General features: G+C 40.2%; 23 protein-coding genes and 2 pseudogenes. 7 read left to right on the forward strand and 18 right to left on the reverse strand.

Features of this window, described 5'->3' with window-relative positions:
• Nucleotides 1-3 precede the first annotated feature (3 nt).
• The 4 genes from GVV22_RS03600 to GVV22_RS03615 form a co-directional block, all read right to left on the reverse strand.
• A complete protein-coding gene (locus tag GVV22_RS03600; protein ID WP_159648797.1) occupies nucleotides 4-249 on the reverse strand; it encodes a hypothetical protein in 246 nt (81 codons plus the stop codon).
• Nucleotides 250-302: 53 nt separating this feature from the next.
• On the reverse strand, nucleotides 303-656 hold the full coding sequence (locus GVV22_RS03605) for a DUF2752 domain-containing protein (RefSeq protein WP_159648798.1): 354 nt from the start codon (nucleotides 654-656) through the stop codon (nucleotides 303-305).
• A 1-nt stretch (nucleotide 657) separates the two neighbouring features.
• Nucleotides 658-1,014, reverse strand: a complete 357-nt coding sequence (locus GVV22_RS03610; RefSeq protein ID WP_159648799.1) for a TM2 domain-containing protein — start codon at nucleotides 1,012-1,014, stop codon at nucleotides 658-660.
• 73 nt (nucleotides 1,015-1,087) lie between these two features.
• On the reverse strand, nucleotides 1,088-2,449 hold the full coding sequence (locus tag GVV22_RS03615; protein ID WP_159648800.1) for an FAD-binding oxidoreductase: 1,362 nt from the start codon (nucleotides 2,447-2,449) through the stop codon (nucleotides 1,088-1,090).
• Nucleotides 2,450-2,622: 173 nt separating this feature from the next.
• Here GVV22_RS03615 and GVV22_RS03620 point away from each other — a divergent pair, with 173 nt between their 5' ends.
• The 3 genes from GVV22_RS03620 (at nucleotide 2,623) to GVV22_RS03630 (ending at nucleotide 5,109) form a co-directional block, all read left to right on the forward strand.
• Nucleotides 2,623-2,862 (forward strand): (4Fe-4S)-binding protein, encoded by a 240-nt coding sequence (locus tag GVV22_RS03620; protein ID WP_159648801.1) that lies wholly within the window; start codon nucleotides 2,623-2,625, stop codon nucleotides 2,860-2,862.
• A gap of 1 nt (nucleotide 2,863) precedes the next feature.
• Nucleotides 2,864-3,139, forward strand: a complete 276-nt coding sequence (locus GVV22_RS03625) for a GNAT family N-acetyltransferase (RefSeq protein ID WP_159648802.1) — start codon at nucleotides 2,864-2,866, stop codon at nucleotides 3,137-3,139.
• Between the two features lie 80 nt (nucleotides 3,140-3,219).
• Nucleotides 3,220-5,109, forward strand: coding sequence for an alpha-glucosidase (locus tag GVV22_RS03630; RefSeq protein WP_159648803.1), 1,890 nt, complete (start codon nucleotides 3,220-3,222; stop codon nucleotides 5,107-5,109).
• A 10-nt stretch (nucleotides 5,110-5,119) separates the two neighbouring features.
• On the opposite strand, the gene GVV22_RS03635 is transcribed toward GVV22_RS03630, so the two are convergent.
• Both GVV22_RS03635 and GVV22_RS03640 read right to left on the reverse strand, forming a co-directional pair.
• On the reverse strand, nucleotides 5,120-5,563 hold the full coding sequence (locus GVV22_RS03635; protein WP_159648804.1) for a GNAT family N-acetyltransferase: 444 nt from the start codon (nucleotides 5,561-5,563) through the stop codon (nucleotides 5,120-5,122).
• 9 nt (nucleotides 5,564-5,572) lie between these two features.
• Nucleotides 5,573-6,268, reverse strand: coding sequence for an MgtC/SapB family protein (locus tag GVV22_RS03640; protein WP_159648805.1), 696 nt, complete (start codon nucleotides 6,266-6,268; stop codon nucleotides 5,573-5,575).
• 91 nt (nucleotides 6,269-6,359) lie between these two features.
• Between GVV22_RS03640 and GVV22_RS03645 the strand changes: the two genes are divergently transcribed.
• Together GVV22_RS03645 and GVV22_RS03650 are read left to right on the forward strand one after the other, a co-directional pair.
• On the forward strand, nucleotides 6,360-7,307 hold the full coding sequence (locus GVV22_RS03645; protein ID WP_159648806.1) for a TIGR01212 family radical SAM protein: 948 nt from the start codon (nucleotides 6,360-6,362) through the stop codon (nucleotides 7,305-7,307).
• 1 nt (nucleotide 7,308) lies between these two features.
• A complete protein-coding gene (locus GVV22_RS03650) occupies nucleotides 7,309-8,094 on the forward strand; it encodes a pseudouridine synthase (protein ID WP_159648807.1) in 786 nt (261 codons plus the stop codon).
• A gap of 29 nt (nucleotides 8,095-8,123) precedes the next feature.
• Here GVV22_RS03650 and hflX read toward each other — a convergent pair whose 3' ends face one another.
• The 3 genes from hflX to GVV22_RS03665 are packed head-to-tail and all read right to left on the reverse strand — an operon-like array spanning nucleotide 8,124 to nucleotide 11,539.
• Entirely contained in the window at nucleotides 8,124-9,392 is a 1,269-nt protein-coding gene (hflX, locus tag GVV22_RS03655) for a GTPase HflX (protein WP_236261918.1), read from the reverse strand.
• Nucleotides 9,382-10,860: a sensor histidine kinase gene (locus GVV22_RS03660; protein WP_159648808.1), complete on the reverse strand. Its 1,479-nt coding sequence runs from the start codon at nucleotides 10,858-10,860 to the stop codon at nucleotides 9,382-9,384. The genes hflX and GVV22_RS03660 overlap by 11 nt, the downstream gene beginning before the upstream one ends.
• Nucleotides 10,850-11,539 (reverse strand): response regulator transcription factor, encoded by a 690-nt coding sequence (locus tag GVV22_RS03665; protein ID WP_159648809.1) that lies wholly within the window; start codon nucleotides 11,537-11,539, stop codon nucleotides 10,850-10,852. The genes GVV22_RS03660 and GVV22_RS03665 overlap by 11 nt, the downstream gene beginning before the upstream one ends.
• A gap of 132 nt (nucleotides 11,540-11,671) precedes the next feature.
• Between GVV22_RS03665 and GVV22_RS03670 the strand changes: the two genes are divergently transcribed.
• The gene (locus GVV22_RS03670; protein WP_159648810.1) at nucleotides 11,672-12,013 is read left to right on the forward strand and encodes a hypothetical protein; all 342 of its coding nucleotides are present in this window, start codon (nucleotides 11,672-11,674) and stop codon (nucleotides 12,011-12,013) included.
• On the opposite strand, the gene GVV22_RS03675 is transcribed toward GVV22_RS03670, so the two are convergent.
• On the reverse strand, nucleotides 12,010-13,323 hold the full coding sequence (locus tag GVV22_RS03675; protein WP_159648811.1) for a uracil-xanthine permease family protein: 1,314 nt from the start codon (nucleotides 13,321-13,323) through the stop codon (nucleotides 12,010-12,012). The genes GVV22_RS03670 and GVV22_RS03675 overlap by 4 nt on opposite strands.
• Before the next feature lie 202 nt (nucleotides 13,324-13,525).
• On the opposite strand from GVV22_RS03675, the gene GVV22_RS03680 reads away from it, so the two are divergent.
• Nucleotides 13,526-14,086 (forward strand): CueP family metal-binding protein, encoded by a 561-nt coding sequence (locus GVV22_RS03680; protein WP_159648812.1) that lies wholly within the window; start codon nucleotides 13,526-13,528, stop codon nucleotides 14,084-14,086.
• Nucleotides 14,087-14,112: 26 nt separating this feature from the next.
• On the opposite strand, the gene GVV22_RS03685 is transcribed toward GVV22_RS03680, so the two are convergent.
• The 8 genes and pseudogenes from GVV22_RS03685 to GVV22_RS03725 form a co-directional block, all read right to left on the reverse strand.
• On the reverse strand, nucleotides 14,113-14,946 hold the full coding sequence (locus GVV22_RS03685) for an undecaprenyl-diphosphate phosphatase (protein ID WP_159648813.1): 834 nt from the start codon (nucleotides 14,944-14,946) through the stop codon (nucleotides 14,113-14,115).
• Nucleotides 14,947-15,089: 143 nt separating this feature from the next.
• On the reverse strand, nucleotides 15,090-15,590 hold the full coding sequence (locus tag GVV22_RS03690) for an FUSC family protein (protein WP_159648814.1): 501 nt from the start codon (nucleotides 15,588-15,590) through the stop codon (nucleotides 15,090-15,092).
• A gap of 91 nt (nucleotides 15,591-15,681) precedes the next feature.
• Nucleotides 15,682-16,104: pseudogene (locus GVV22_RS03695) on the reverse strand (thiamine pyrophosphate-dependent enzyme).
• Nucleotides 16,055-16,716, reverse strand: a pseudogene (locus tag GVV22_RS03700) (thiamine pyrophosphate-binding protein). The pseudogenes GVV22_RS03695 and GVV22_RS03700 overlap by 50 nt, the downstream one beginning before the upstream one ends.
• Before the next feature lie 133 nt (nucleotides 16,717-16,849).
• A complete protein-coding gene (locus tag GVV22_RS03710) occupies nucleotides 16,850-17,377 on the reverse strand; it encodes a LemA family protein (RefSeq protein WP_159648817.1) in 528 nt (175 codons plus the stop codon).
• Complete coding sequence (locus GVV22_RS03715) at nucleotides 17,377-18,303, reverse strand: DUF3137 domain-containing protein (protein ID WP_159648818.1); 927 nt, start codon at nucleotides 18,301-18,303, stop codon at nucleotides 17,377-17,379. The genes GVV22_RS03710 and GVV22_RS03715 overlap by 1 nt, the downstream gene beginning before the upstream one ends.
• 18 nt (nucleotides 18,304-18,321) lie before the next feature.
• Entirely contained in the window at nucleotides 18,322-19,185 is an 864-nt protein-coding gene (locus GVV22_RS03720; RefSeq protein WP_159648819.1) for an HAD family hydrolase, read from the reverse strand.
• 81 nt (nucleotides 19,186-19,266) lie between these two features.
• Entirely contained in the window at nucleotides 19,267-20,025 is a 759-nt protein-coding gene (locus tag GVV22_RS03725; protein WP_159648820.1) for a hypothetical protein, read from the reverse strand.
• Between the last annotated feature and the right edge of the window lie 58 nt (nucleotides 20,026-20,083).

Consider the following 20,083-nt stretch of genomic DNA (forward strand, 5'->3'; position numbering starts at 1 on the left):
TTGCTACGATGTGGTTTTTTTCTGTCCATGCACAACCATTGCAAGGGTCGCTAGACCTTCAACAACCAATATTATGCCGATATGTTGCACATTCCATACTTTATAAGCATTCCCATCCCGTACAACACCAAGCGGTGGTGTCGCACCGGCCGCAACATCCGTTGGACTTTGCGTCGTCACATAGGGTGGAAAATAGGTGATTAGCCCCACAAGTAGTGACACAGCAATTACTGGATAGATTTTTTTCATAAGACCTCCGGCCGTAACTAGAACGCAAAAGGAGCTTGTATACACAATGCTCCTTAAGGAATGACAAATAATGTTAGTCGTATGAGATAGATAATCAAAAAGGCTGAGACACCTACCACACTTAGAAATAGATACCGTTCTTTATGTGTCGACATGTATAAAATAATAACCAGCAACAGTAACGGTGCCCAAAGAAAAAGCGGATGATACCAAAATGCATCTCCAAAATTCCCTTGAAGTGCAGCTAACCATGCGCGGGTCGTCCCACAAAAAGGATCCGGTACACCCGTTATCGCACGAATTGGGCAGGTATAGGGCGTTAGCATAAAGAATAAAGCATACGCAATCGCCGTCACCCCTAAGCCGACATACAGTCGTCGTGGTATTTTTTTAAAATCGCTAAACATGCTAGTAACGAAGGAATTCGTTCATTTTTTGATAGTTGATTTCGCGCGTACGTTCTTGAATTAAGAACAGATCAATCAACCATAACACGCCACAGCCACCTGCAGTGAATAGCTTTAATAACCCCATACCAATATCGCCAATAAAGAATCGGTCAATACCTAAGGTTCCCCCAACTGCTGAAATAATCAAGGATACGGTCGGATCCTTAAAATCTAATGTGCTGACATAACGCATGCGATCTTCAGGCATGAGTCGTAGCCGTTGTACAATCTCGTGACGCTGTGAACTAGGAAAGTACTTCCCGTTGTTCAACATAAAGATGTCAATAAATTCATTTGTTTGTGTATGTGTTTCCATAGTTTACACCTCGTTTCTAATACCATTATATCTGTATTAGTTCAATAATACAACGTACATTTTTGTAAGATGGTTAGATTACTTTTGTTGGATTCAGTCTATTTTCTGGATCAAATGCAATTTTAATCTTTCGCATCATCTCCAAATATAAAGGTTGCGTCATTTTATGGAAATAGGGTTTTTTAATTAATCCAATGCCATGTTCTGCTGAAGGAAGTCCACCCAACTCTGCAATACGATCGTAAAGTTTTTCCAGTACGATGGCTTTCTTTTCTGTCCACGCTGTCTGATCCAAATCACCACGCATGACACAGGTATGAAGATTTCCATCCCCAGCATGACCAAAGCTCATGAGTTGAACACCATATTCTGCTTCTAAGTCTTTTGTATATTCATATAATGTTGCGACGTGGTTGATCGGAACCGTTTCATCCATGGTAACTTGCTCGGTATAGTTAACAACTGCTGCAAGTAAATTGTCTCGTAGTTTCCAGACATTGTGCTCGAGCTCCTCGGAATTGAGTGGCATAAAAGCCATCGCATGGTGTTCTGTGACTACACGTTGCAGTTCAATCTCACGGCTTGCAATCGATGTCTCAGTATCGCCATCAAGTGTAAGAAGTAAGTAAGATTTCCCAACTGCGACAGGGAATGTGATACCTGTTTGAGCAACACTTAAATCCATCATATCGCGTTCAAAAAATTCCAATGCTGTTGGGTCAATACCTTCTTGAAGAATTGCAGCAACTGCACGTGTCGCCAACGTCAAATCTTCAAAGGCAACGACATATGATTTCTTATATTTTGGTAATGGAATTACTTTTAAATCAATTCGTGTAGTAATTCCAAGTGTTCCTTCGGATCCGATGAATAAATCTTTTAAATCATATCCCGAACTGGATTTTACATTAATACTTCCAAGTTCAAGTGTCTCTGCTGTTGCTAGAACGGTCCGGAGTGCTTTAACGTAATCACGTGTGACGCCATATTTAACTGCACGCATCCCACCAGCGTTGGTTGCGACATTCCCTCCAATTGATGAGTTCTTTGATCCTGGATCAGGGGGATAAAAGTATCCTTTGGATTCTACATATTCTTGAATTTCATGAAGCTGAACACCCGGTTCGACTGTGAGTGTCATGGTGCTTTCATCTAAGCCATGAATGCGATTCATGCGCGATAAATCAAGGACAAGTTCCTGAGCTACAGGAGCAGTTGCACCTGAAAGTCCGGTTCCGGAACCGCGGGCAATTATTTTTAAATCATGGTGAATTGCATACTTTACTGCAGCGACTACTTCCTCATGGGTAATCGGATAAAGCACTGCGTGAACACCGTCACTTTTGCCAACGTAATCATCATTAAGGATTTCAAATGGAACTGCTTCATTTACCTTAATACGTGATGGGTCGTTGATGATTATTTCTAATTTCATAGTTTACCTCCACTATACCCTTATTGTACTGATAATTTCTTTGCATTCCCACGAATTTGACTGAAAATTTTAACATCCTTCATGCAATAATGAAATTTGATTTCAAGCGGTTTTTCACAAATTTGTAGATTGTCAAGGAAGACCCTATAATTAATGAAAAGGAGGCTCTTAAGATGACAGAAAAAGAATTGATTGATCAGGGGTATCGCAAATATTCAGGTGAGACTATTGATATTTTCTTTAATGGCAGTGTTTGTATTCACTCTGGAGTCTGTGTTCGTGGATTACATGACGTTTTCGACACCAACCGGCGACCATGGATTCTTGCTGATAATGCACCCGCTGATGAGGTTGCCGCACTCATTGATTCATGCCCAAGTGGTGCCTTAAAATACATTAGAAAGGATAAATAAGATGAAAATTATAAAAGGAAACGATCGATTTTACATTATGGATAAAGAGCACGAAGTTGGTGCAGTAGAATTGTCGAGTGCTGGTGATTCCCTCATCATCATTGCGTCAACCCACGTTGATGACGCATATAAAGGACAAGGCCTTGCTACCCAACTTATTGAACGTGTTGTTGAAGATGCCCGTGCGACTGGCAAGAAAATTATTCCCCTTTGCTCGTTCGCTGTCAGTGAATTTGAACGGAAACCCGAGTACCGTGACACATTAAATAATGCTTAACATTCTCAATGAGAATGTTTTTTTTGATTCACCGCGTTATCATGACACTTATGCTATAATTTTATAAAGGACGGTGTCTTATGGAAACATTCACAATGCAATCAACAATCCACGATATTTTGGAACATCCAATTGGAAAAGATATTGTATACAAGCTATTACTCCAATTGGGTATCTCTCGTAAACTCATTGAAAATCCAGTGATTGGTAAACTTACACTAGGATCTATCCGACGCTTAGCGAAAGACCGCTTGGATCAAGCTTTCTTTGATAGCGCACTGCAGCTTTTGAACACTGAGACAGAATTGCCACGTAATGATGCCATGGATGCTGAAGCGAAATGGTGGAAAGAAGCTGTATTCTATCAGATTTATCCACGATCGTTTAAAGATAGCAATGGTGACGGTATCGGTGACTTGCAAGGAATTATTGAAAAACTTGATTATCTAAAAGCACTTGGCATCGATGCCATTTGGCTTTCGCCAATCTATGATTCTCCAAATGATGATAACGGATATGATATTCGCGATTATCATAAAATCATGCAAGATTTTGGTACAATGGCAGACTTTGATGCCTTGTTAGAGGGGGTTCATCAACGTGGGATGCGTATCATTATGGATCTTGTTGTGAATCATACATCGGACGAACATGCTTGGTTCCAAGAAGCACTTCATGATCCCAACTCCCCCAAACGCGATTATTATTTTATTAGACCAAATCGTGATGGTACTCCACCGAATAATTGGACTTCCTTCTTTAGTGGGCCCGCGTGGAATTACTATCCCGAACAGGATGTCTGGGCTCTTCATCTTTTTTCTAAGAAACAAATGGATTTGAATTGGACGAATGGTGCAATGCGCCAAGAAATCACCGAGATGGTCAAATGGTGGCTTGACAAAGGTATTGATGGCTTCCGTTTGGACGTTATAAATTACATTTCCAAACGAGACGGACTTCCTGACGGAAGTGGTATCATTGGCGACATGATGGGCTTCACTGGTATTGAACATTATGTCTTTGGTCCTGACCTCTACCGCTACTTGAATCAACTCAATCGAGACGCTTTCGCACCTTACCATGCATTTTCAGTTGGGGAAACTCCTGGTATTGGAATGGAAATGGCCAAGCTTTTGAGCGGCGACTATCGCCAAGCATTGGATATGGTATTCAACTTTGACCATCTCGAAACACCTGGACATGTTCGTTTTGATAAATATAAGTATGACCTCAATTACTACAAAGCTTACATCATGGATTATATGAAGCATTATGGAAATCACTATTGGATGGCACTTTTCTTTGAAAACCATGACAATCCGCGTATGATCTCTAAAGTAAATAAAAATCCTATTTTCCGCGAAGCTTTAGGAAAATTGATTGCGACTTTATTGCTAACACTTAAGGGTACTCCATTCATCTTCCAAGGGCAAGAAATCGGAATGGTTAACCAACAATTCCGCTCCCTTGAAGATTTTCGGGATGTGGAGTCCATCCAGAAATACCATGAACTCGTTCAAGAGGGCATGGCGACCTATGAGGCTTTCAGTCATATCGTTGCAGGTTCACGAGATCACGCACGAGTTCCTGTAGCGTGGACAAAAGATGGTGGCTTCAGTACGGGTGAGCCGTGGATTCATAATGATAATCGCAATGCTCACATCAACGTTGAGAATGCGATGCATGATCCGCATTCGATTTATCATTTCTACAAAGTTTTAATTGCATTACGAAAAAACCACCCAGCATTTATTTATGGTGAGGTTGAATTTGTATACGAAGCAACAAAAAATTATTTCGCATATTTTAGAGTCTATGAGGGACGACGATATTTTGTTCAAATGAATTTATCAGAAACTACGATTCCGCGTCATCAAAGAACTGGAAACTACAGTGCGCTTCTATCAAATTATGTCCATCATCTCGATGTGATGCAACCCTATGAAATCAATATATTTCAAGTAAAATAAAAAATTGAGCTTAGCGCTCAATTTTTTTTGTTAGTACGTATTTAAGAGGCTCATAGCCCTCTTTCTCATAAAAGTTAATTGCTGCTATATTTTTCGTCCATACATTTAAGCGAACTTCAGTAAACGGTGCAGTTTCTGTTTGAGTTTCGAGATGAGCCATAAGCTGGTGTCCAATCTTTAGACCACGCGCTGCTTCATTGACACAAATATCATCGACAAAGAAAACCTCACCATCCATCCAACCAATCAAATATCCTTCTACCTGTTCATTATGTTCATAGACCCATACACTCATCTGTGGATTTTGAATCAAACCTTGTACTTCAGTGACTGAATATTTCGGCGTGTCTTTGGGAAAACGTTCAGGATATAAATCATGATGATGATTCACAATTTGAACCAACAGTTCATGGATACGGGGTGCATCTTTATGTTCTGCAATACGAATTGTCATCTTATTCCTCTATTCTAAATTTGTTGCATGAACACTAATAACCGTACTCTTGAGTGCCATCGTACTTACGAATTCACTGAATGAAAAACGGCGGTTACCTTGCACTTCAAAAATACTTGTATAAACACGTTCATTACCAAACATATCAACACGATAGTTGACTTGTTGGAATTGAACATCCATCGATTCAAAAACACGCTCTATATCGTCTAATGTTTCTTGTCCACCAATATATTTGACATGCACGCGCTCTGAAAACGAAAGGTTTTGAAAGCGACGGGTTACAAATAAAATTAAGAAGAGGAAACCAAATCCCAATACGGCGATTTCATAGTACCCCATCCCCACGGAAAGCCCTAAACAGGCGACTGACCAAATTGATGCTGCCGTCGTTAATCCCGAAATATTGCGCTTGGTAACGATGATGGTTCCTGCTCCCAGAAAACCAATACCACTTACGACCTGCGCAATAAGACGTGCAGGGTCCGATCGTAAAACCCCAGTTAATTCTGGATAGGCAAGTGCTTCAGCAAGTGCTGTTGCAGCAATTTCTTGTTGAATTAAAGCTACGATTGTTGCTCCAACACCAACAATCATATGTGTTTTCAAGCCGGCATGGGCATTATTTACCTCACGCTCATAACCGATAATACCTGAAAATAATGTAACCATTGCAAGTCGTAATAAGACTTGTTCTACAGCCATAGTAATCTCCCTCCAAGATATTTCGAGTGTAATCTTATTATACCAAATATTGACCCTTTGTAGTTTACAATATACGTGATAAAATACATACATGAAAACTCTTAATCCATTCAAATATTCAAACGACAATAAGCGTTACTACACTTATAATTATTTCACCCAAAAAACATACGGATCCAAAGCATTTAAAGTCAGTATCGACGCTGGTTTTACATGTCCTAATCGGGATGGAACATGTGGCAGTGGTGGCTGCAATTTTTGTTCTGCTCGGGGTTCTGGGGATATGATTCTCAAAGATCCAGATCTTGAAGCACAAATCGATCACTCCGAAGCAATTATGCTTCGGAAATGGCCTAATGCTAAGCGAATCGCTTATTTCCAAGCATACTCCAATACCCACTCTAGCCTTGATGCATTAAAAACATTGTATGATCCTTTTTTTGAGGATGATCGTTTTGTTGGTATTGATATCGCCACACGATCAGATTGTCTTGACGATGACAAAATTGCTTATTTTGCATCCAAAGCAAAACAGAAAGATCTGACAATTGAAATTGGTTTGCAAAGTATGCATCCAACAACGGGTGTATGGATGAATCGTGGCCATGACTTAGACTCCGTGGCATCATGCATTACAAAATTGAAAGCGGCTGGGATTCGGACCTGTATCCATATAATCAATGGGTTTCCAGTTGAAACAACAGATATGATGCTCGAAACTTGCGACTATGTTGCCCAGTTAAATCCAGATATGCTAAAAATTCATATGCTTCATATTATCAAAGACACCAAGCTTGGTTATCAGTATTCAAAGAATCCTTTTGAAATTATGTCGATGGAAACCTATGTTGATTTAGTCGTTCAACAACTCGAGCGTCTCCCTGAGACGATGGTTATTGCCCGTCTAACTGGTGACGGTATTGGATCGGACTTATTAGCACCAGAGTGGACACGACGAAAAACAATCGTATTAAATGAAATCGATAAACTCATGCTTGCTCGCAATACGTGGCAAGGCAAATATTATAAGGAGCATTAACATGAAACACGCAGTACAAAAGGATACCACCCTCAAACAAAAGCAAGGTATTATTCGTCACGAAACCAGTGCCTCGCTGCGCCTCAATAAATTTATCAGTGAATCCGGGTATGCATCACGAAGAGGTGCTGATCGGTTAATTCAAGACGGTCTTGTCATGATAAACGGGCAGGTTGCTGAAGTAGGTTCACAAGTTTTTCCTCAGGATACAGTGAGTGTTCGTGGTGAAACAATTAAGAAGACGGATGATCTTGTCTACATTGCACTCAACAAACCCGTTGGGATAACTAGTACAACTGACTCCAAAGACCCTAGCAACATTGTTGATTTCATGAACTATGAGTCAACCATCTTCCCAATTGGTCGACTTGACAAAGATTCGTATGGTTTAATTCTGATGACAAACGATGGTGACATCGTAAATAAAATTTTACGGGAAGAGTACGGACACGACAAAGAATATATAGTGTCTGTTCACAAGACTTTCGACCAAGAATTTATCAATCAAATGCAATCGGGTGTCGAGATTTACAATCAAGCAGCACACACCCATGAAATAACTCAAGCTTGTGACGTTGAACGCATTGGTCCCAAAACTTTTAAAATTATTCTCAAACAAGGCTTAAACCGCCAGATTCGTCGCATGACAAAAGCCCTCGGATATCGTGTTACATCCCTAAAACGCATTCGGATTATGCACATTTCTTTGGATAACTTAAAACCAGGAGAATGGCGTTATCTTACTGAGACTGAACTCATCGAAATGAACCACCGAATTTCTCAATAAAGTTAAAACACCGCTTCCGCGGTGTTCTTTTATTTAACGATGTATTGTGCGTAGCGCTCATAGTCCTCTTGGGTCAGAACCACTTTGAAATGAGCACCCTTCTCATCATACTCAATGTCTCCAATATCGTATGTGGATGCAAAATAATCTAAGATACCCAGATCTTCAAATTCTAAAAATACGGATGCTTTCTTAAACTTATCAGCAAGTGCATCTTCAATCAAGTCAATCAACAAATCGATATCTTCAGGGTTATGAGCACTCATATATACACGATTTGACATCGTATACCCAACAGGATAATCTACCTCGGTTGCAAGATCTACCTTATTATAGACAGTGATGATCGGTTTATTGAGAACTTCCAAGTCACGCATGATTGCTTCGGTGGTATCCATTTGAATATCTAAATCTGGATTGGATGCATCTACGACATGGAGAATGACATCCGCAAAACGAATTTCTTCAAGTGTACTCTTAAAGGCTGCGACAAGCGCATGGGGTAAGTTGGAGACAAATCCAACCGTATCTGTCAGAAGAATCGATTGGTTGTTGTTTAAGCGTGCACGTCGCAGCGTCGTATCCAAAGTAGCAAAGAGCATGTCTTTGGCTTCAACTGTTTTGGTTTCTCCACTGTGAGTGAGAATGCCATTCATGATGGTTGATTTACCCGCATTGGTATATCCGACTAAAGCAATAATTGGAAGACTTGATTTAAGTCGTTGTTTTCGTGTTGTTTCGCGATGTCCTACAACCTTCTCCAGTTCGTTTTGGATATGGGTAATATTGCGTTGAATGTGGCGTTTGTCAGTTTCTAATTTTTGTTCTCCAGGTCCTCGTGTCCCAATTCCACCACCTTGTCGGGATAAATAATCACTATATCCAACAAGACGTGGTAAACGGTACTTTAATTGTGCCAATTGGACTTGTAGCATTCCTTCCCTAGTATTGGCGCGACCAGCAAAAATATCGAGAATGAGATTAGTACGGTCGACAATTTTAACGCCAATCAATGCTTCGAGATTACGTGTCTGCGATCCCGAGAGTTCACCATTAAAAACAACCATGTCGGCTTCATAAGCTTCCACCAATGCCGCTACTTCTGCAACTTTACCACTTCCAATATACGTGGCACTGTCGCGACGTTCCCGTGCTTGTGTTGTCAAGGCCATAACCTCTGCACCTGCTGCATCAACAAGATTAGCAAGTTCTTGCATTGATGCTTCAATACGATAATCCGATTTCGCAACGTCAATCCCTACAAGTATTGCCCGTTCTTTTCTTTCTTTAGTTTCCATAATCAATGTCCTGTCTATTGTGTGTCAACACAAATGTAAATGTGGTTTCCTGGTGTGGAACACTTTCCACTATTATATCAATCATATGACGTTTCGCAATCTGTTGTGCGATTGCAAGTCCAATTCCATTGCCTAGCTCATTCTGTGTTCCTTGGTCTTTATAGAAACGATTGAAAATATGCGGAATTTCTTCCGAGGCAATCCCTTTACCTGTATCCGTGATACTTAACATATCCCCTTTCTGTTGAAGGGTAACGGTCGCATGCGGATTCGAGAACTTTATGGCATTATCAAGAATTATTGTGATCATCTGCCGTAATCGTGCATAATCACCATATAGGGCAAATGGTACTGTTTCTTTTTCATAGCTTATTTCTATCGCTCTTTGTACTGCAACAGGACGCAGTGATCGTATTGCATCACCCACAATGTCGTGCAGATTTACAACGTCTTTCTCTAACACAAAGTCGGTCGTATTTAGCTTGGAAAAATCGAGCAAATCATTAATCAATTTCTGTAAGTGTATCACTTCTTGAAGCATGTTTTCTTCATACTCTTCACGTTTTTCAGGTGTTTCCACTTGACCATCACGCATCGTTTCGAGAGATCCTCGTAAAATCGTGACTGGCGTTTTTAATTCATGGGAGATGTCTGCAAAAAATTCGTGACGCATGTGGTCGAGACGGTCTCGAGCTTGTGATGCTTCGTTCAAACGTACGGCTAATGTATCAATGGATGCCGCAAGCTCGCCAATTTCGTCATGTTGATGCACATTGGTTTGCACAGTGTAGTCTTCCATGGCTAATGCTTTTGATGTTTCACTCATCCGTTTCAATGGTCTTACAAACCGAATGGATAGGAAGTAAGCAACAACAACCGATAGTACCAATGCAACAGTAATGTTAATGGTTAAAACATGGTACCCATGTTGAATAACTGCATCGATACCAGCAATTGGAGAATGAACAAGCACTGCACCTATAATTTGACCATCACCATTTTGTACTGGAACACCGACAGTCACTGACTCCGAATTTAGCATTTCACTAAAGCCATCACTATAAACGGTAAACCCAGATAAAGCTTGCTTAATCATTCGTTCACTATCTTCTGGTAAATCTGAAAGTTGGGTTGTGCCATTATTATGGCCTTGCCCCCTACTGATTGATTTCATTTCCTTATCAACGACCCAGACTTCACCAACCGTCGATGCTTCAAGTGATTCTAAATAAGTGCTCAAGTCACGATTTCGCATCATCGAGCCATGTTTGTTATTTGAACTGGAACTCTCAAGATAGGGCGATACCGAATTCGCAATTGTCTTTGCGCGAAATTCCAAGTCTGTACGGGATTGATCAAGGGTTGATTGCCGAAACATCATGGAGAAGGTCACTCCGATGATAATTGCAAAGACCAGTAATGTAATTGCAAAATAACCCACTAATTTTTGTGTCATTTTATAGTGCATGGTGGTTAACCTCAAATTTGTAGCCAACACCCCAAACCGTCGCAATTGACCATGTTTCCGATTCATACGGGGAAAGTTTAGCACGGAGTCGTTTAATATGGGCATCAACAGTGCGGAAATCGCCATAATAATCAATTCCCCACACACTATCTAACAATTGATCACGCGAAAATACTTGATTCGGATGCTGCATCATGGTCCACAATATTTCAATTTCTTTTTTGGTTAGTGACACCGGCTGGTTCGCAACGCTCACCTCAAAATCATCCAAGTTTACACACAAGGTATCATAGGTAATTCGGTTATGCGTATCGCTTGGTCCAATACGGCGCAAAATTGCCCGGATACGAGCCATAACTTCAGCTGGTACAAAAGGTTTCACAACATAGTCATCTGCCCCCATATCCAAGCCCATGATACGGTCATAGTCATCCCCACGAGCTGTAATCATGATGATGGGAACATTCGATGTTTCACGAATCGTTTTGCATACTTCAAATCCATCTTTAAAAGGCATCATCACATCAAGCAAAATCATCACAAAACTGTTCTGGGCAAAGGCATCAAGAGCCTCATTTCCATCACGTGCTTGAATTACTTCATAACCTTCTTTAACGAGATATTCATTGAGTATCTGTCTTATTTTATCGGAATCATCCGCAATCAATATTTTTTTCATGTTTATCACCTTATGACTATCGTATCATATTGCATTTTGAACTCTGTGACTTTTAGCCTCATTTTCGTCATATTTGTCATGGTTTCGTCATAATTACTTGTTAGGATGATGGTGTAAGGAGGAATGAAGCACATGAAACATTCAAAACTGAAAGTTATTGCTGGAGTGGGGGCACTCTTTATTGGTAGTGCATTGTCAATGAACGCCATTTTCGCGGACGATTTGACAACAACTCCAGAAGCAACAGCACCAACTCAAGAAGTTCGTGATAGATCGTGGGGACATCATAACGAGGATCATCCCATGAATCATGATGGACATCGCGGTATGCACCGCAATGGAAACAATGATTCCACGCGAACACCCGAACAAGCACAACAGTGGCATGAATCTCGTGGCGAACGATGCCACGGCAACCGTCAAAGCGGCAACGGCTCGCATCGTGGTTGGAATCAACAAAAAAATCTTGGTTAATCCAAGATTTCTTTTTTCGATTCGAGTGCACTTAGCACAAGGTTTAACACGATGCCACAAATGGCTGCTAAGCTCATACCACTTAAAGTTGTCTGCGGTGTAATTTTTAATGTTGCGCCACCCAAGCCAATTACTAGCATGGTTGAGACAATAACTAAGTTTTTCATATTTCCTAGATCTGTTCGATCTTTGATGAGTACTTTGACGCCATTGGATGCAATCAATCCATAAAGAATGATTGTCATACCACCAATTACTGCCCATGGAATACTTGAAATAAATGCTTGTACGTATCCAAGGAAGCCAAGGCAAATCGCAATGATAGCAGCTAAACCGATAACCCAAACCGAACCGACACGTGTCATCGCAATAACACCCGTGTTTTCACCATAGGTCGTATTTGCCGGTCCACCAATTGCAGCGGATACAAATGTTGCGATACCATCACCGAGAATTGTCTTACTGAGACCTGGTGTTTCAAGGAAATCTTCATCAACAATTTCTCCTAACACGATGTGATCACCAATGTGTTCCGCAATTGTTACGAGTGCAAGCGGTGCAAAGGCAACAACTGATGAGAAATCGAGTTGATACGAACCAACAAATTTAAAGTTTGGAATTTGGAAGAACGAATATCCAGTAAAGACCTGTGACAGATCGACCAACCCTAAGACCACGGCTGATATGTATCCAACAACGATGGCTATTAAGAATGGGACAATTTGCAAGAAGCCTTTTCCACGCATCGAGATGACCACAACTGTCGCGAATGTAATGAAAGCCACTAACGGCACTTTCCACGATGCACCTGCAACACCAAGGTATTTTCCTTGTTCGAGCAAGATATCGATACCCATAAGTCCTGTTTCTTGAACTGCGGTTGGTGCGAGTGACAACCCAATGATCATGATCATTGGACCAATAACAACTGGCGGCAATAATTTACGAATCCATGCTGAGCCTGTAAATGAAATAATAAATGCAATTAACACATAAATAAGACCGACGGTCATTAAGCCTACATACGCGCTTTCTGGACCACCGGTTACGGCAATTGCAGTTGCGATACTTGAAATGTATGCAAAGCTACTTCCTAAATAAACCGGAACTTTAGCTCCTGTACAAACAATGTAGATTAAAGTTCCTATTCCACTTGCAACAAGCGACACCCCTACATCTAACCCCGTTAGAATTGGAACTAAAATTGTCGCTCCAAACATTGCAAAGACGTGTTGAACACTTAATACAAACCACTCAAGTTTTGTTTTTGGTTTCTCAGAGATTCCAATTAACAATGACTGCTTCTCCATAAAAATCTTCCTCTTTCCTTTGTAGTGTACGGTTCCATATAAAAAGGCACCCTAGAGTGCCTTTAAGTTATCGGTAGCCAGCCTCACAAAAAATTGTAAGCGAAGATTTGCGTACCTTATCAAGCTCTCTGTCTTGACTTAAAGGACCTATACTATGGTCAGTATACCATACACTTAACTAAATTGAAACGAGGAATTAGATATGAAATATAAAAAAATACTTATTGCAATCACGACATTTACTTTTGTATTTGTCGGTGCGTGGTTCTTGTGGGGATCAAACAGACCAACCCAAGCTGAATTCTTAGCGAACTATCAATTGGAATCTATGGATACACAATCACTAGTGAATTACCTAGAATCCAACCCCAATAAGCCTGCTGATTTACAAGCACAGATTTCTCCTTCAACCTTAAGCCTCCAAAACGATAAAGATGGCATCAATATTGATCTTGATAACGAAGACTTCTATCTCTCGTTTGCGCCCTATGTGGAGCAGACACATCCCTGCTTTAACCATGTTCCAACAGGTTGCCAAGGTGAACTTCCCAAACGAGAATTCGAAGTTCTAGTAACCCAAGATAATGGCACGGTGCTTTTCGATGATACGGTGGAGACAGCGGCAAACGGTTTTGCCGGTATCTGGTTACCTCGTGATATTGAGGCAACCCTCACAGTTACCTATTTTGACCAAAGTGCTACAACCACATTCACAACACAAGATACAGACGGAACCTGCCTCACAACACTTAAGTTAGTATAAAAAAAAAGACTCCATCAGGAGCCTTTTTATTTGATTAATAGGAAATACGCGAGTACGATGAGTCCCAAGACAATGCGGTAGTATCCAAAGACTTTGAAATCGTTCTTTTTGATATATCCAAGTAAAAGTTTAATGACGATCACTGAGACGATAAAAGCTGTTGCCATACCTGTAAAGAGGATAACGTACTCCATTAATGTAAAGTTAAACCCTATTTTTACAATCTTGAGTAAACTTGCACCAAACATGACAGGAATTGACATAAAGAATGTAAACTCAGCTGCGACAACACGTGACACGCCAATAAGCAATGCCCCAACAATCGTTGCCCCTGAACGCGATGTTCCTGGGAAGACGGCTGCGATTAATTGGAAGAGTCCAATAATCATTGCTGTTTGGTACGTAATCTGTGAAATCTTCGTAACTTTAGGTTTACGACCCACATTGCGATTTTCCACCACAATGAAGAAAATTCCGAATAGAATGAGCATGATTGCAACCATTACAGGATTGTAGAAGAGTGCTTCAAACACATCATCAAATAAAATACCAATAATTGCTGCAGGTAAACATGCAAAGACAATTTTCATCCACATTGACATAATTTCTGGTTCAACGTGTAGTTTTCCATTTTGAGATTTAAACGGATTCAGCTTATGCCAGTAAATTAATACAACAGCCAATACTGCCCCCAACTGAATTACCACCAAGAATAAACTCATAAACTCAGGTGATACGTTTAATTTTAAAAATTCATCAACGAGAATCATATGACCGGTACTACTGATTGGCAACCATTCAGTAACACCTTCCACAATTCCCAAGAAGATGGCTTTTAAAATTTCGATAATATATTCCATATTGCCTCCTGGTAATTTCCATACTTTGTTATTTTACCATATATTTAGAATCAGTTCCTTGCTTCACTTGAAATTTCGTGGAAACTTAAAACATGACGCCGTATCAACGTCATGTTTTTACTGAAACATGGATATTCTGGGTTTTATTTGTGTGTCACTTGCTTGGGCTGAATCTTGCTATTAACAATTAAAGAAACTATAATCCCTATCACGGTCTCCACAACACGAGACACCATGTAAATCAACATGCCATCGAGACTTTGGTTGTGTGACATGAGGACTGACAACACCAAAATCGCTGACATGGAGGTTGCATATTCGCTAAAATTCAGCACTTTCGCCATTGTCATATCTACAAAAAGCACCAATGTTACAAGTAGAATATACGCCATTGTATTGGGACGTATGCCAAAGTAAAACGTTGTTACCAGAAAAATCCCCCCCAAAGTTCCTCCAAAAACGGTTCCTTTCACACGGTTTATTCCATGCGTAACGGAATGCTCAGGTGTTGTCTTCATTATCAATACAGCGGCTATCGCTGCATAAAAGGGCGTATCATAACCAACCATGTAAGCAATGATTAAACAGATAAAAACTGCAATGGTTGTTTTCACAATCCGGAGCCCTGGAATATACTTTTTCATAGATGTACCTCGTTAATACTAGTATACCACAACCTATTTTTGACTTAATGCCCTTTGGACAAAAAAAGCAGGTTTCCCCGCTTTCCCTATCCTACTCCAAATCTTTAAGTATTTCACATAACACTGGCATCCCAAACACTTCATATTTTCCCTTAAATGCCGCTACTTCTTCTTTCGAATACAGAGACTCATCCAGAACAATAGCATGCGCCGTGAAGTGTCGTACATTAGCAACCTTTACGTCTATCATCACCGGAACTGGAGTACCTTTTGACTTCGTGAGTGCATCCATAAGTTCATTGTATGTTTCGACATGATAACCCGCACCACCACATGCTTCCGCAAATTGGGCATAATCCATTGGTGTTAAGTCAACACCAAGGGTATCGTTATTTTCCATTTCTTGGGCAACTTATATGAAGCCATACGACTCATTACAAATTACGATATTTACCATCGGTAAGTTATATTTTAACTGGGTCATGTATTCTTGCATCATCATTCGCAGTTTCATTCACAGCTTTCATAATAGGTTCTGGGCACTTCGCTTCTTGAATTAAGTGTTCTGCTTTATCAATATCAACCGCGCGATGTTGGGGATATGCTTTTTCAAATGCATTGGCACTTGAAATATAGTTATCGTCAATTTCTGTGTAACCGACATCAACGGGAACATGGATGATTGCGACGCCATTTTCGCGATATGCTGTCCGAATCGCGTTATCAATTACAAAGGGCCATTGTTCTGCCTCAGTAACAAATCGATTAAAGACAGAGCCATCGGAATAGAGCGATACGGGATCCATCTCTTGGAAATAATCCGTCCCTAAATTACGAGTATGCATGGAACCGGTGATAACCAACATCTGAACACGATCGAGCTTAGCATCGTACATACCATTAATTAAGTGTGTATGACCTGGACCACGTGACCCAAAACATACACCAAATTTCCCTGTTCGTTTCGCATCAACACTTGCGGAAAGGCACCCACTTCTTCATGTCGAACTTGAATATATTGTAATTTGTCTTCGTAAACTTTTAAGGCACGCATTAATGAATTTGTTGAACTTCCGGGAATACCGTAAATGTGATCAACATCCCATTCTGTTAGTATCCGTACCATTGCTTCTGCTGCTTGAATTTTTTCATAAGTTTGTTCCTCCTGATAAAAGTAGGGTATCAAAATAGAGTGTTTTTAAATGACACATGTCCATAACACCTTCATATAAGGTGCAAAAAAAAGACGCAATTGCGTCTTACCAGTTTATGTGTGGATTATTTCGTTGTTGTGATTCTGCTTCATAGAATGCGGCACGTTCGCGCTTCGCAAGGTGATTCACAAGATTACCTGGAAAAGTATCTATCGTTGAATTAAGCACTTCAACTTTATGATTATATAAACGGCGGGCCGCTTGAATATGCTCCTCTGCATCAGTCAACCCACGTTGAAGATTAAGGAATTGTTGGTCCGCTTTAAGCTCGGGATAGCTTTCAGCAAGGGCCAGCAATTGTGACTGAACCGCAAACACATCTTGATCATATGTGGCACGATTGGTTACAGGCATCGTTCTTAAGGCAGCAACCTGTTCAAAAATAGCACGCTCGTGGGAAGCATAGCCTTTTACCGTTTCTACCAAGTTAGGGATGAGGCTATAGCGTTTTGCTAACGCGACATCAATGCCCGATGACGCTTCCAAGACTTGATTTGAGCGTGAAACAATCGCATTAAAGCTATAAAAGAATACTCCCACCAATACAAGTATCACAAATCCTAAGATGTTCATCACGCCCCCCTAAAATAATCTTTATTTTCTGTTAATGTATCAATAATATACTGAATTGATTCGATTTCATGGCGTATCTCTTGAAGATAGCTCTCGTCAATTTCTGAAAAAACATTGGGTTCCATTGCATCCCTTGATGAATAGATACCTAAATAAACAACCCCATCTTTTAAGACCATACTAAGTTCATGTCCAAGCCGCGCACGAAATGCATTTATTTTCTCCATAAAATGGGGTGTAAAAATACGATATGCTTCCTGCTCATCATTGGTAAAAGTCGCCCATTGATCGTTAAAACGGTCATCCTCAAACTTAATTTTACGAGACCGTTCTGTTTTGGGGCCATCGCTAAATCTGTTGAACCAGCCTGCATCACGAATTCGAACATATCCACTCGTCTCTTTATGAAAATCAAATTTGATAACCTGTCCATGAAAATACGTCGTCGTGATTGTTGTCTTGCCTGTGCTCGTCACATTTTGAGAAAGTACATCAGCACGTTCGAACGTCACACCTGCATAATCTGCTCGAACAAAGTCGTTAGAATGATACTGATTACCTGTTTCCATAACGCCTAACTCCCGCATTGCATCCCGATCAAAACCGCGCAACGCGTCATAGACGACATGGTTGAATGCCGATTCGAACATTGATTTGTTTACCAATGTTTTGACGTTTTCTTTATAGGTCCGAATTTTAGGTTTAATTAAGAATGTCGCTACCACAAATAGCACAAACATCCATACCATGAATGAAAGAATCGTAAACGAAGACATACTTCGGCCAAATGGGCCTTTGCCTAGGGTACTTGCTGCTGCAAAAAGAAAAATAGTGACACAAAGCATAATCCCCACTACCACAAGTATTGTTCGCGTGACGTCATCACGAAGTGGTTTTAGCTTCTTGTTGATTTCATCGATATTCATAGTCGGACCTCGTCTTCGTTATTTTGCTTCTTCTTGGTCTTCATAATGTAACACATTGAGGACAGCATCCATACTTATTTTATTAATAATGCTTTTGACCAAAAGATCTAACTCTCGACCACCGCGGTAATCCGCTGCTGTAAAGTAACGAATACGGTGCTCATTAATCATTCGAAAGACTTTCTCTTTGTCTTTAGTGGTTGGATTATAGACACCTACGGAGTGGCCACCATTCATATTAACAAGACGCATGCATGGAATATCCGTATCGCTATCTCCAATATAAATCATATTCGTAAATGGAATACGATGCTCTCCGGGTTTGTAATAACTGTTTACTTCAGCATCATTAACATCCAAAACGCCTTTTTCAATTCGAAATAAAAACTGGGTTTTATTCGTATAATTTATTGCTTGGGCTGGCCATACTGCGATTCCATTCTCATCGTAAAAAAATGAACTTGCATAGATGCGTTTGAACACACCTCTTTCGCCTAATACTGTACCTTCAATCATTTCTTTTAATCCAGAAGAAATAATGTAGTGCTCAACGTCGATACCCATAAGATCACCGTATTGATCTATACGTTCAAACCATTGTTCTACTCCCGGAAACAATTCAATTTTTGACCCATAATCGAGCAGACTCTCACGATTAAAGATATGTTTGCCTCGTGATGCCTCCATCATTTTGTACATGTAGGACAAGTTGGTGTCCATTTCGAACGTTTTGGCCATCTCGTTCACTTCAGTCCAGAAATCCTTAACATCATACCCAATCGACTGGATGAAGCCTTGGGCTTGCATATCATCAGGGGTTAATGTCTTATCAAAGTCATAACAAATGGCTACAACTGGTCTATCTTCAGGTTTTCGTTTCATAGTTCACCTCTCTAGGTTTATTTTATCACTTTTTCACATTTTTCGATACTGTTGAAAAAGACTCGCTTTCGCGAGTCTACTTTATGCTACTGGTTTAAATTTTCCGAAGTCTGGGAAATCTAATTTTACAGCGTCATCATAACCGTTATAAACAACCTTGACATTTGTGGTCACTGTTTCGCCTTCAGACTCGACGGTCACCGCAACATCTAATGTTTTAAATTCAAATGTATCAGAAATTGTCATATCAAATTTAACATCTTTGATTTTAACCGCTTCTGTTTCAGGTGTGTTCATTGCTTCTTCCATTGCTTTCACAACTTCGGCTTCCATGCCTGTTACTGTAAAGGCATACCCATCAGCTGTCTTAGTTGCAATCATTCCATTGAGAGATGCTTCAGTGAACTTAAATTCGTTCAAATCCGTTAAGTTCATCAGTTTGGATATTTGACCAAACTCATCATTTGAAGCGACATCGTTAATCTTAAACTTCACAGCGTCTGACATTGGGCTTTCGATATACCCAATCCCATCTTTAGCGTACATTTTTGATTCCATATTAATGTCGTTTTTACCGATTTTAAAGGATGCAATGAATTGTAAATCTTGAGCACCTTTGAAATTTTTATTTCCTGCATACGTTGCAGATCCGGTTAGCGTTTCTTTGACATCACCAAGATTTATTTGAAAATCTGTAGATGCTGTTACGTCAATTAATTCGTGGGAGCGATGATTCTCGAGAGCTTTGTTGAAGACTTCGACTTTGTTGAAGTCTGCGGGTTTTGCGCTGCATCCTGCAAGTGCAAGTCCGACTAATAATAATGCCATTATTTTTTTCATATTGAACATTACCTCCTGTATGACTAGTATACGCTTCTTGGCGTTGACGTACGCGAAC

Origin of the sequence: Erysipelothrix aquatica (genome assembly GCF_009828825.1) — a bacterium.
GTDB lineage: Bacteria > Bacillota_I > Bacilli_A > Erysipelotrichales > Erysipelotrichaceae > Erysipelothrix > Erysipelothrix aquatica_A.

Excerpts from the sequence above, each read along its gene's own strand:
- GVV22_RS03680 (WP_159648812.1), top strand. The coding sequence starts at position 13,526 with ATGAAATATAAAAAAATACTTATTGCAATCACGACATTTACTTTTGTA.
- GVV22_RS03615 (WP_159648800.1), bottom strand. The coding sequence starts at position 2,449 with ATGAAATTAGAAATAATCATCAACGACCCATCACGTATTAAGGTAAAT.
- GVV22_RS03600 (WP_159648797.1), bottom strand. The coding sequence starts at position 249 with ATGAAAAAAATCTATCCAGTAATTGCTGTGTCACTACTTGTGGGGCTA.
- GVV22_RS03660 (WP_159648808.1), bottom strand. The coding sequence starts at position 10,860 with ATGCACTATAAAATGACACAAAAATTAGTGGGTTATTTTGCAATTACA.
- GVV22_RS03620 (WP_159648801.1), top strand. The coding sequence starts at position 2,623 with ATGACAGAAAAAGAATTGATTGATCAGGGGTATCGCAAATATTCAGGT.
- GVV22_RS03625 (WP_159648802.1), top strand. The coding sequence starts at position 2,864 with ATGAAAATTATAAAAGGAAACGATCGATTTTACATTATGGATAAAGAG.
- GVV22_RS03720 (WP_159648819.1), bottom strand. The coding sequence starts at position 19,185 with ATGAAACGAAAACCTGAAGATAGACCAGTTGTAGCCATTTGTTATGAC.
- GVV22_RS03675 (WP_159648811.1), bottom strand. The coding sequence starts at position 13,323 with ATGGAGAAGCAGTCATTGTTAATTGGAATCTCTGAGAAACCAAAAACA.
- GVV22_RS03630 (WP_159648803.1), top strand. The coding sequence starts at position 3,220 with ATGGAAACATTCACAATGCAATCAACAATCCACGATATTTTGGAACAT.
- GVV22_RS03715 (WP_159648818.1), bottom strand. The coding sequence starts at position 18,303 with ATGAATATCGATGAAATCAACAAGAAGCTAAAACCACTTCGTGATGAC.
- GVV22_RS03670 (WP_159648810.1), top strand. The coding sequence starts at position 11,672 with ATGAAACATTCAAAACTGAAAGTTATTGCTGGAGTGGGGGCACTCTTT.
- GVV22_RS03645 (WP_159648806.1), top strand. The coding sequence starts at position 6,360 with ATGAAAACTCTTAATCCATTCAAATATTCAAACGACAATAAGCGTTAC.
- GVV22_RS03710 (WP_159648817.1), bottom strand. The coding sequence starts at position 17,377 with ATGAACATCTTAGGATTTGTGATACTTGTATTGGTGGGAGTATTCTTT.
- GVV22_RS03640 (WP_159648805.1), bottom strand. The coding sequence starts at position 6,268 with ATGGCTGTAGAACAAGTCTTATTACGACTTGCAATGGTTACATTATTT.
- GVV22_RS03690 (WP_159648814.1), bottom strand. The coding sequence starts at position 15,590 with ATGAAAAAGTATATTCCAGGGCTCCGGATTGTGAAAACAACCATTGCA.
- GVV22_RS03635 (WP_159648804.1), bottom strand. The coding sequence starts at position 5,563 with ATGACAATTCGTATTGCAGAACATAAAGATGCACCCCGTATCCATGAA.
- GVV22_RS03605 (WP_159648798.1), bottom strand. The coding sequence starts at position 656 with ATGTTTAGCGATTTTAAAAAAATACCACGACGACTGTATGTCGGCTTA.
- GVV22_RS03685 (WP_159648813.1), bottom strand. The coding sequence starts at position 14,946 with ATGGAATATATTATCGAAATTTTAAAAGCCATCTTCTTGGGAATTGTG.
- GVV22_RS03725 (WP_159648820.1), bottom strand. The coding sequence starts at position 20,025 with ATGAAAAAAATAATGGCATTATTATTAGTCGGACTTGCACTTGCAGGA.
- hflX (WP_236261918.1), bottom strand. The coding sequence starts at position 9,392 with ATGGAAACTAAAGAAAGAAAAGAACGGGCAATACTTGTAGGGATTGAC.
- GVV22_RS03610 (WP_159648799.1), bottom strand. The coding sequence starts at position 1,014 with ATGGAAACACATACACAAACAAATGAATTTATTGACATCTTTATGTTG.
- GVV22_RS03650 (WP_159648807.1), top strand. The coding sequence starts at position 7,309 with ATGAAACACGCAGTACAAAAGGATACCACCCTCAAACAAAAGCAAGGT.
- GVV22_RS03665 (WP_159648809.1), bottom strand. The coding sequence starts at position 11,539 with ATGAAAAAAATATTGATTGCGGATGATTCCGATAAAATAAGACAGATA.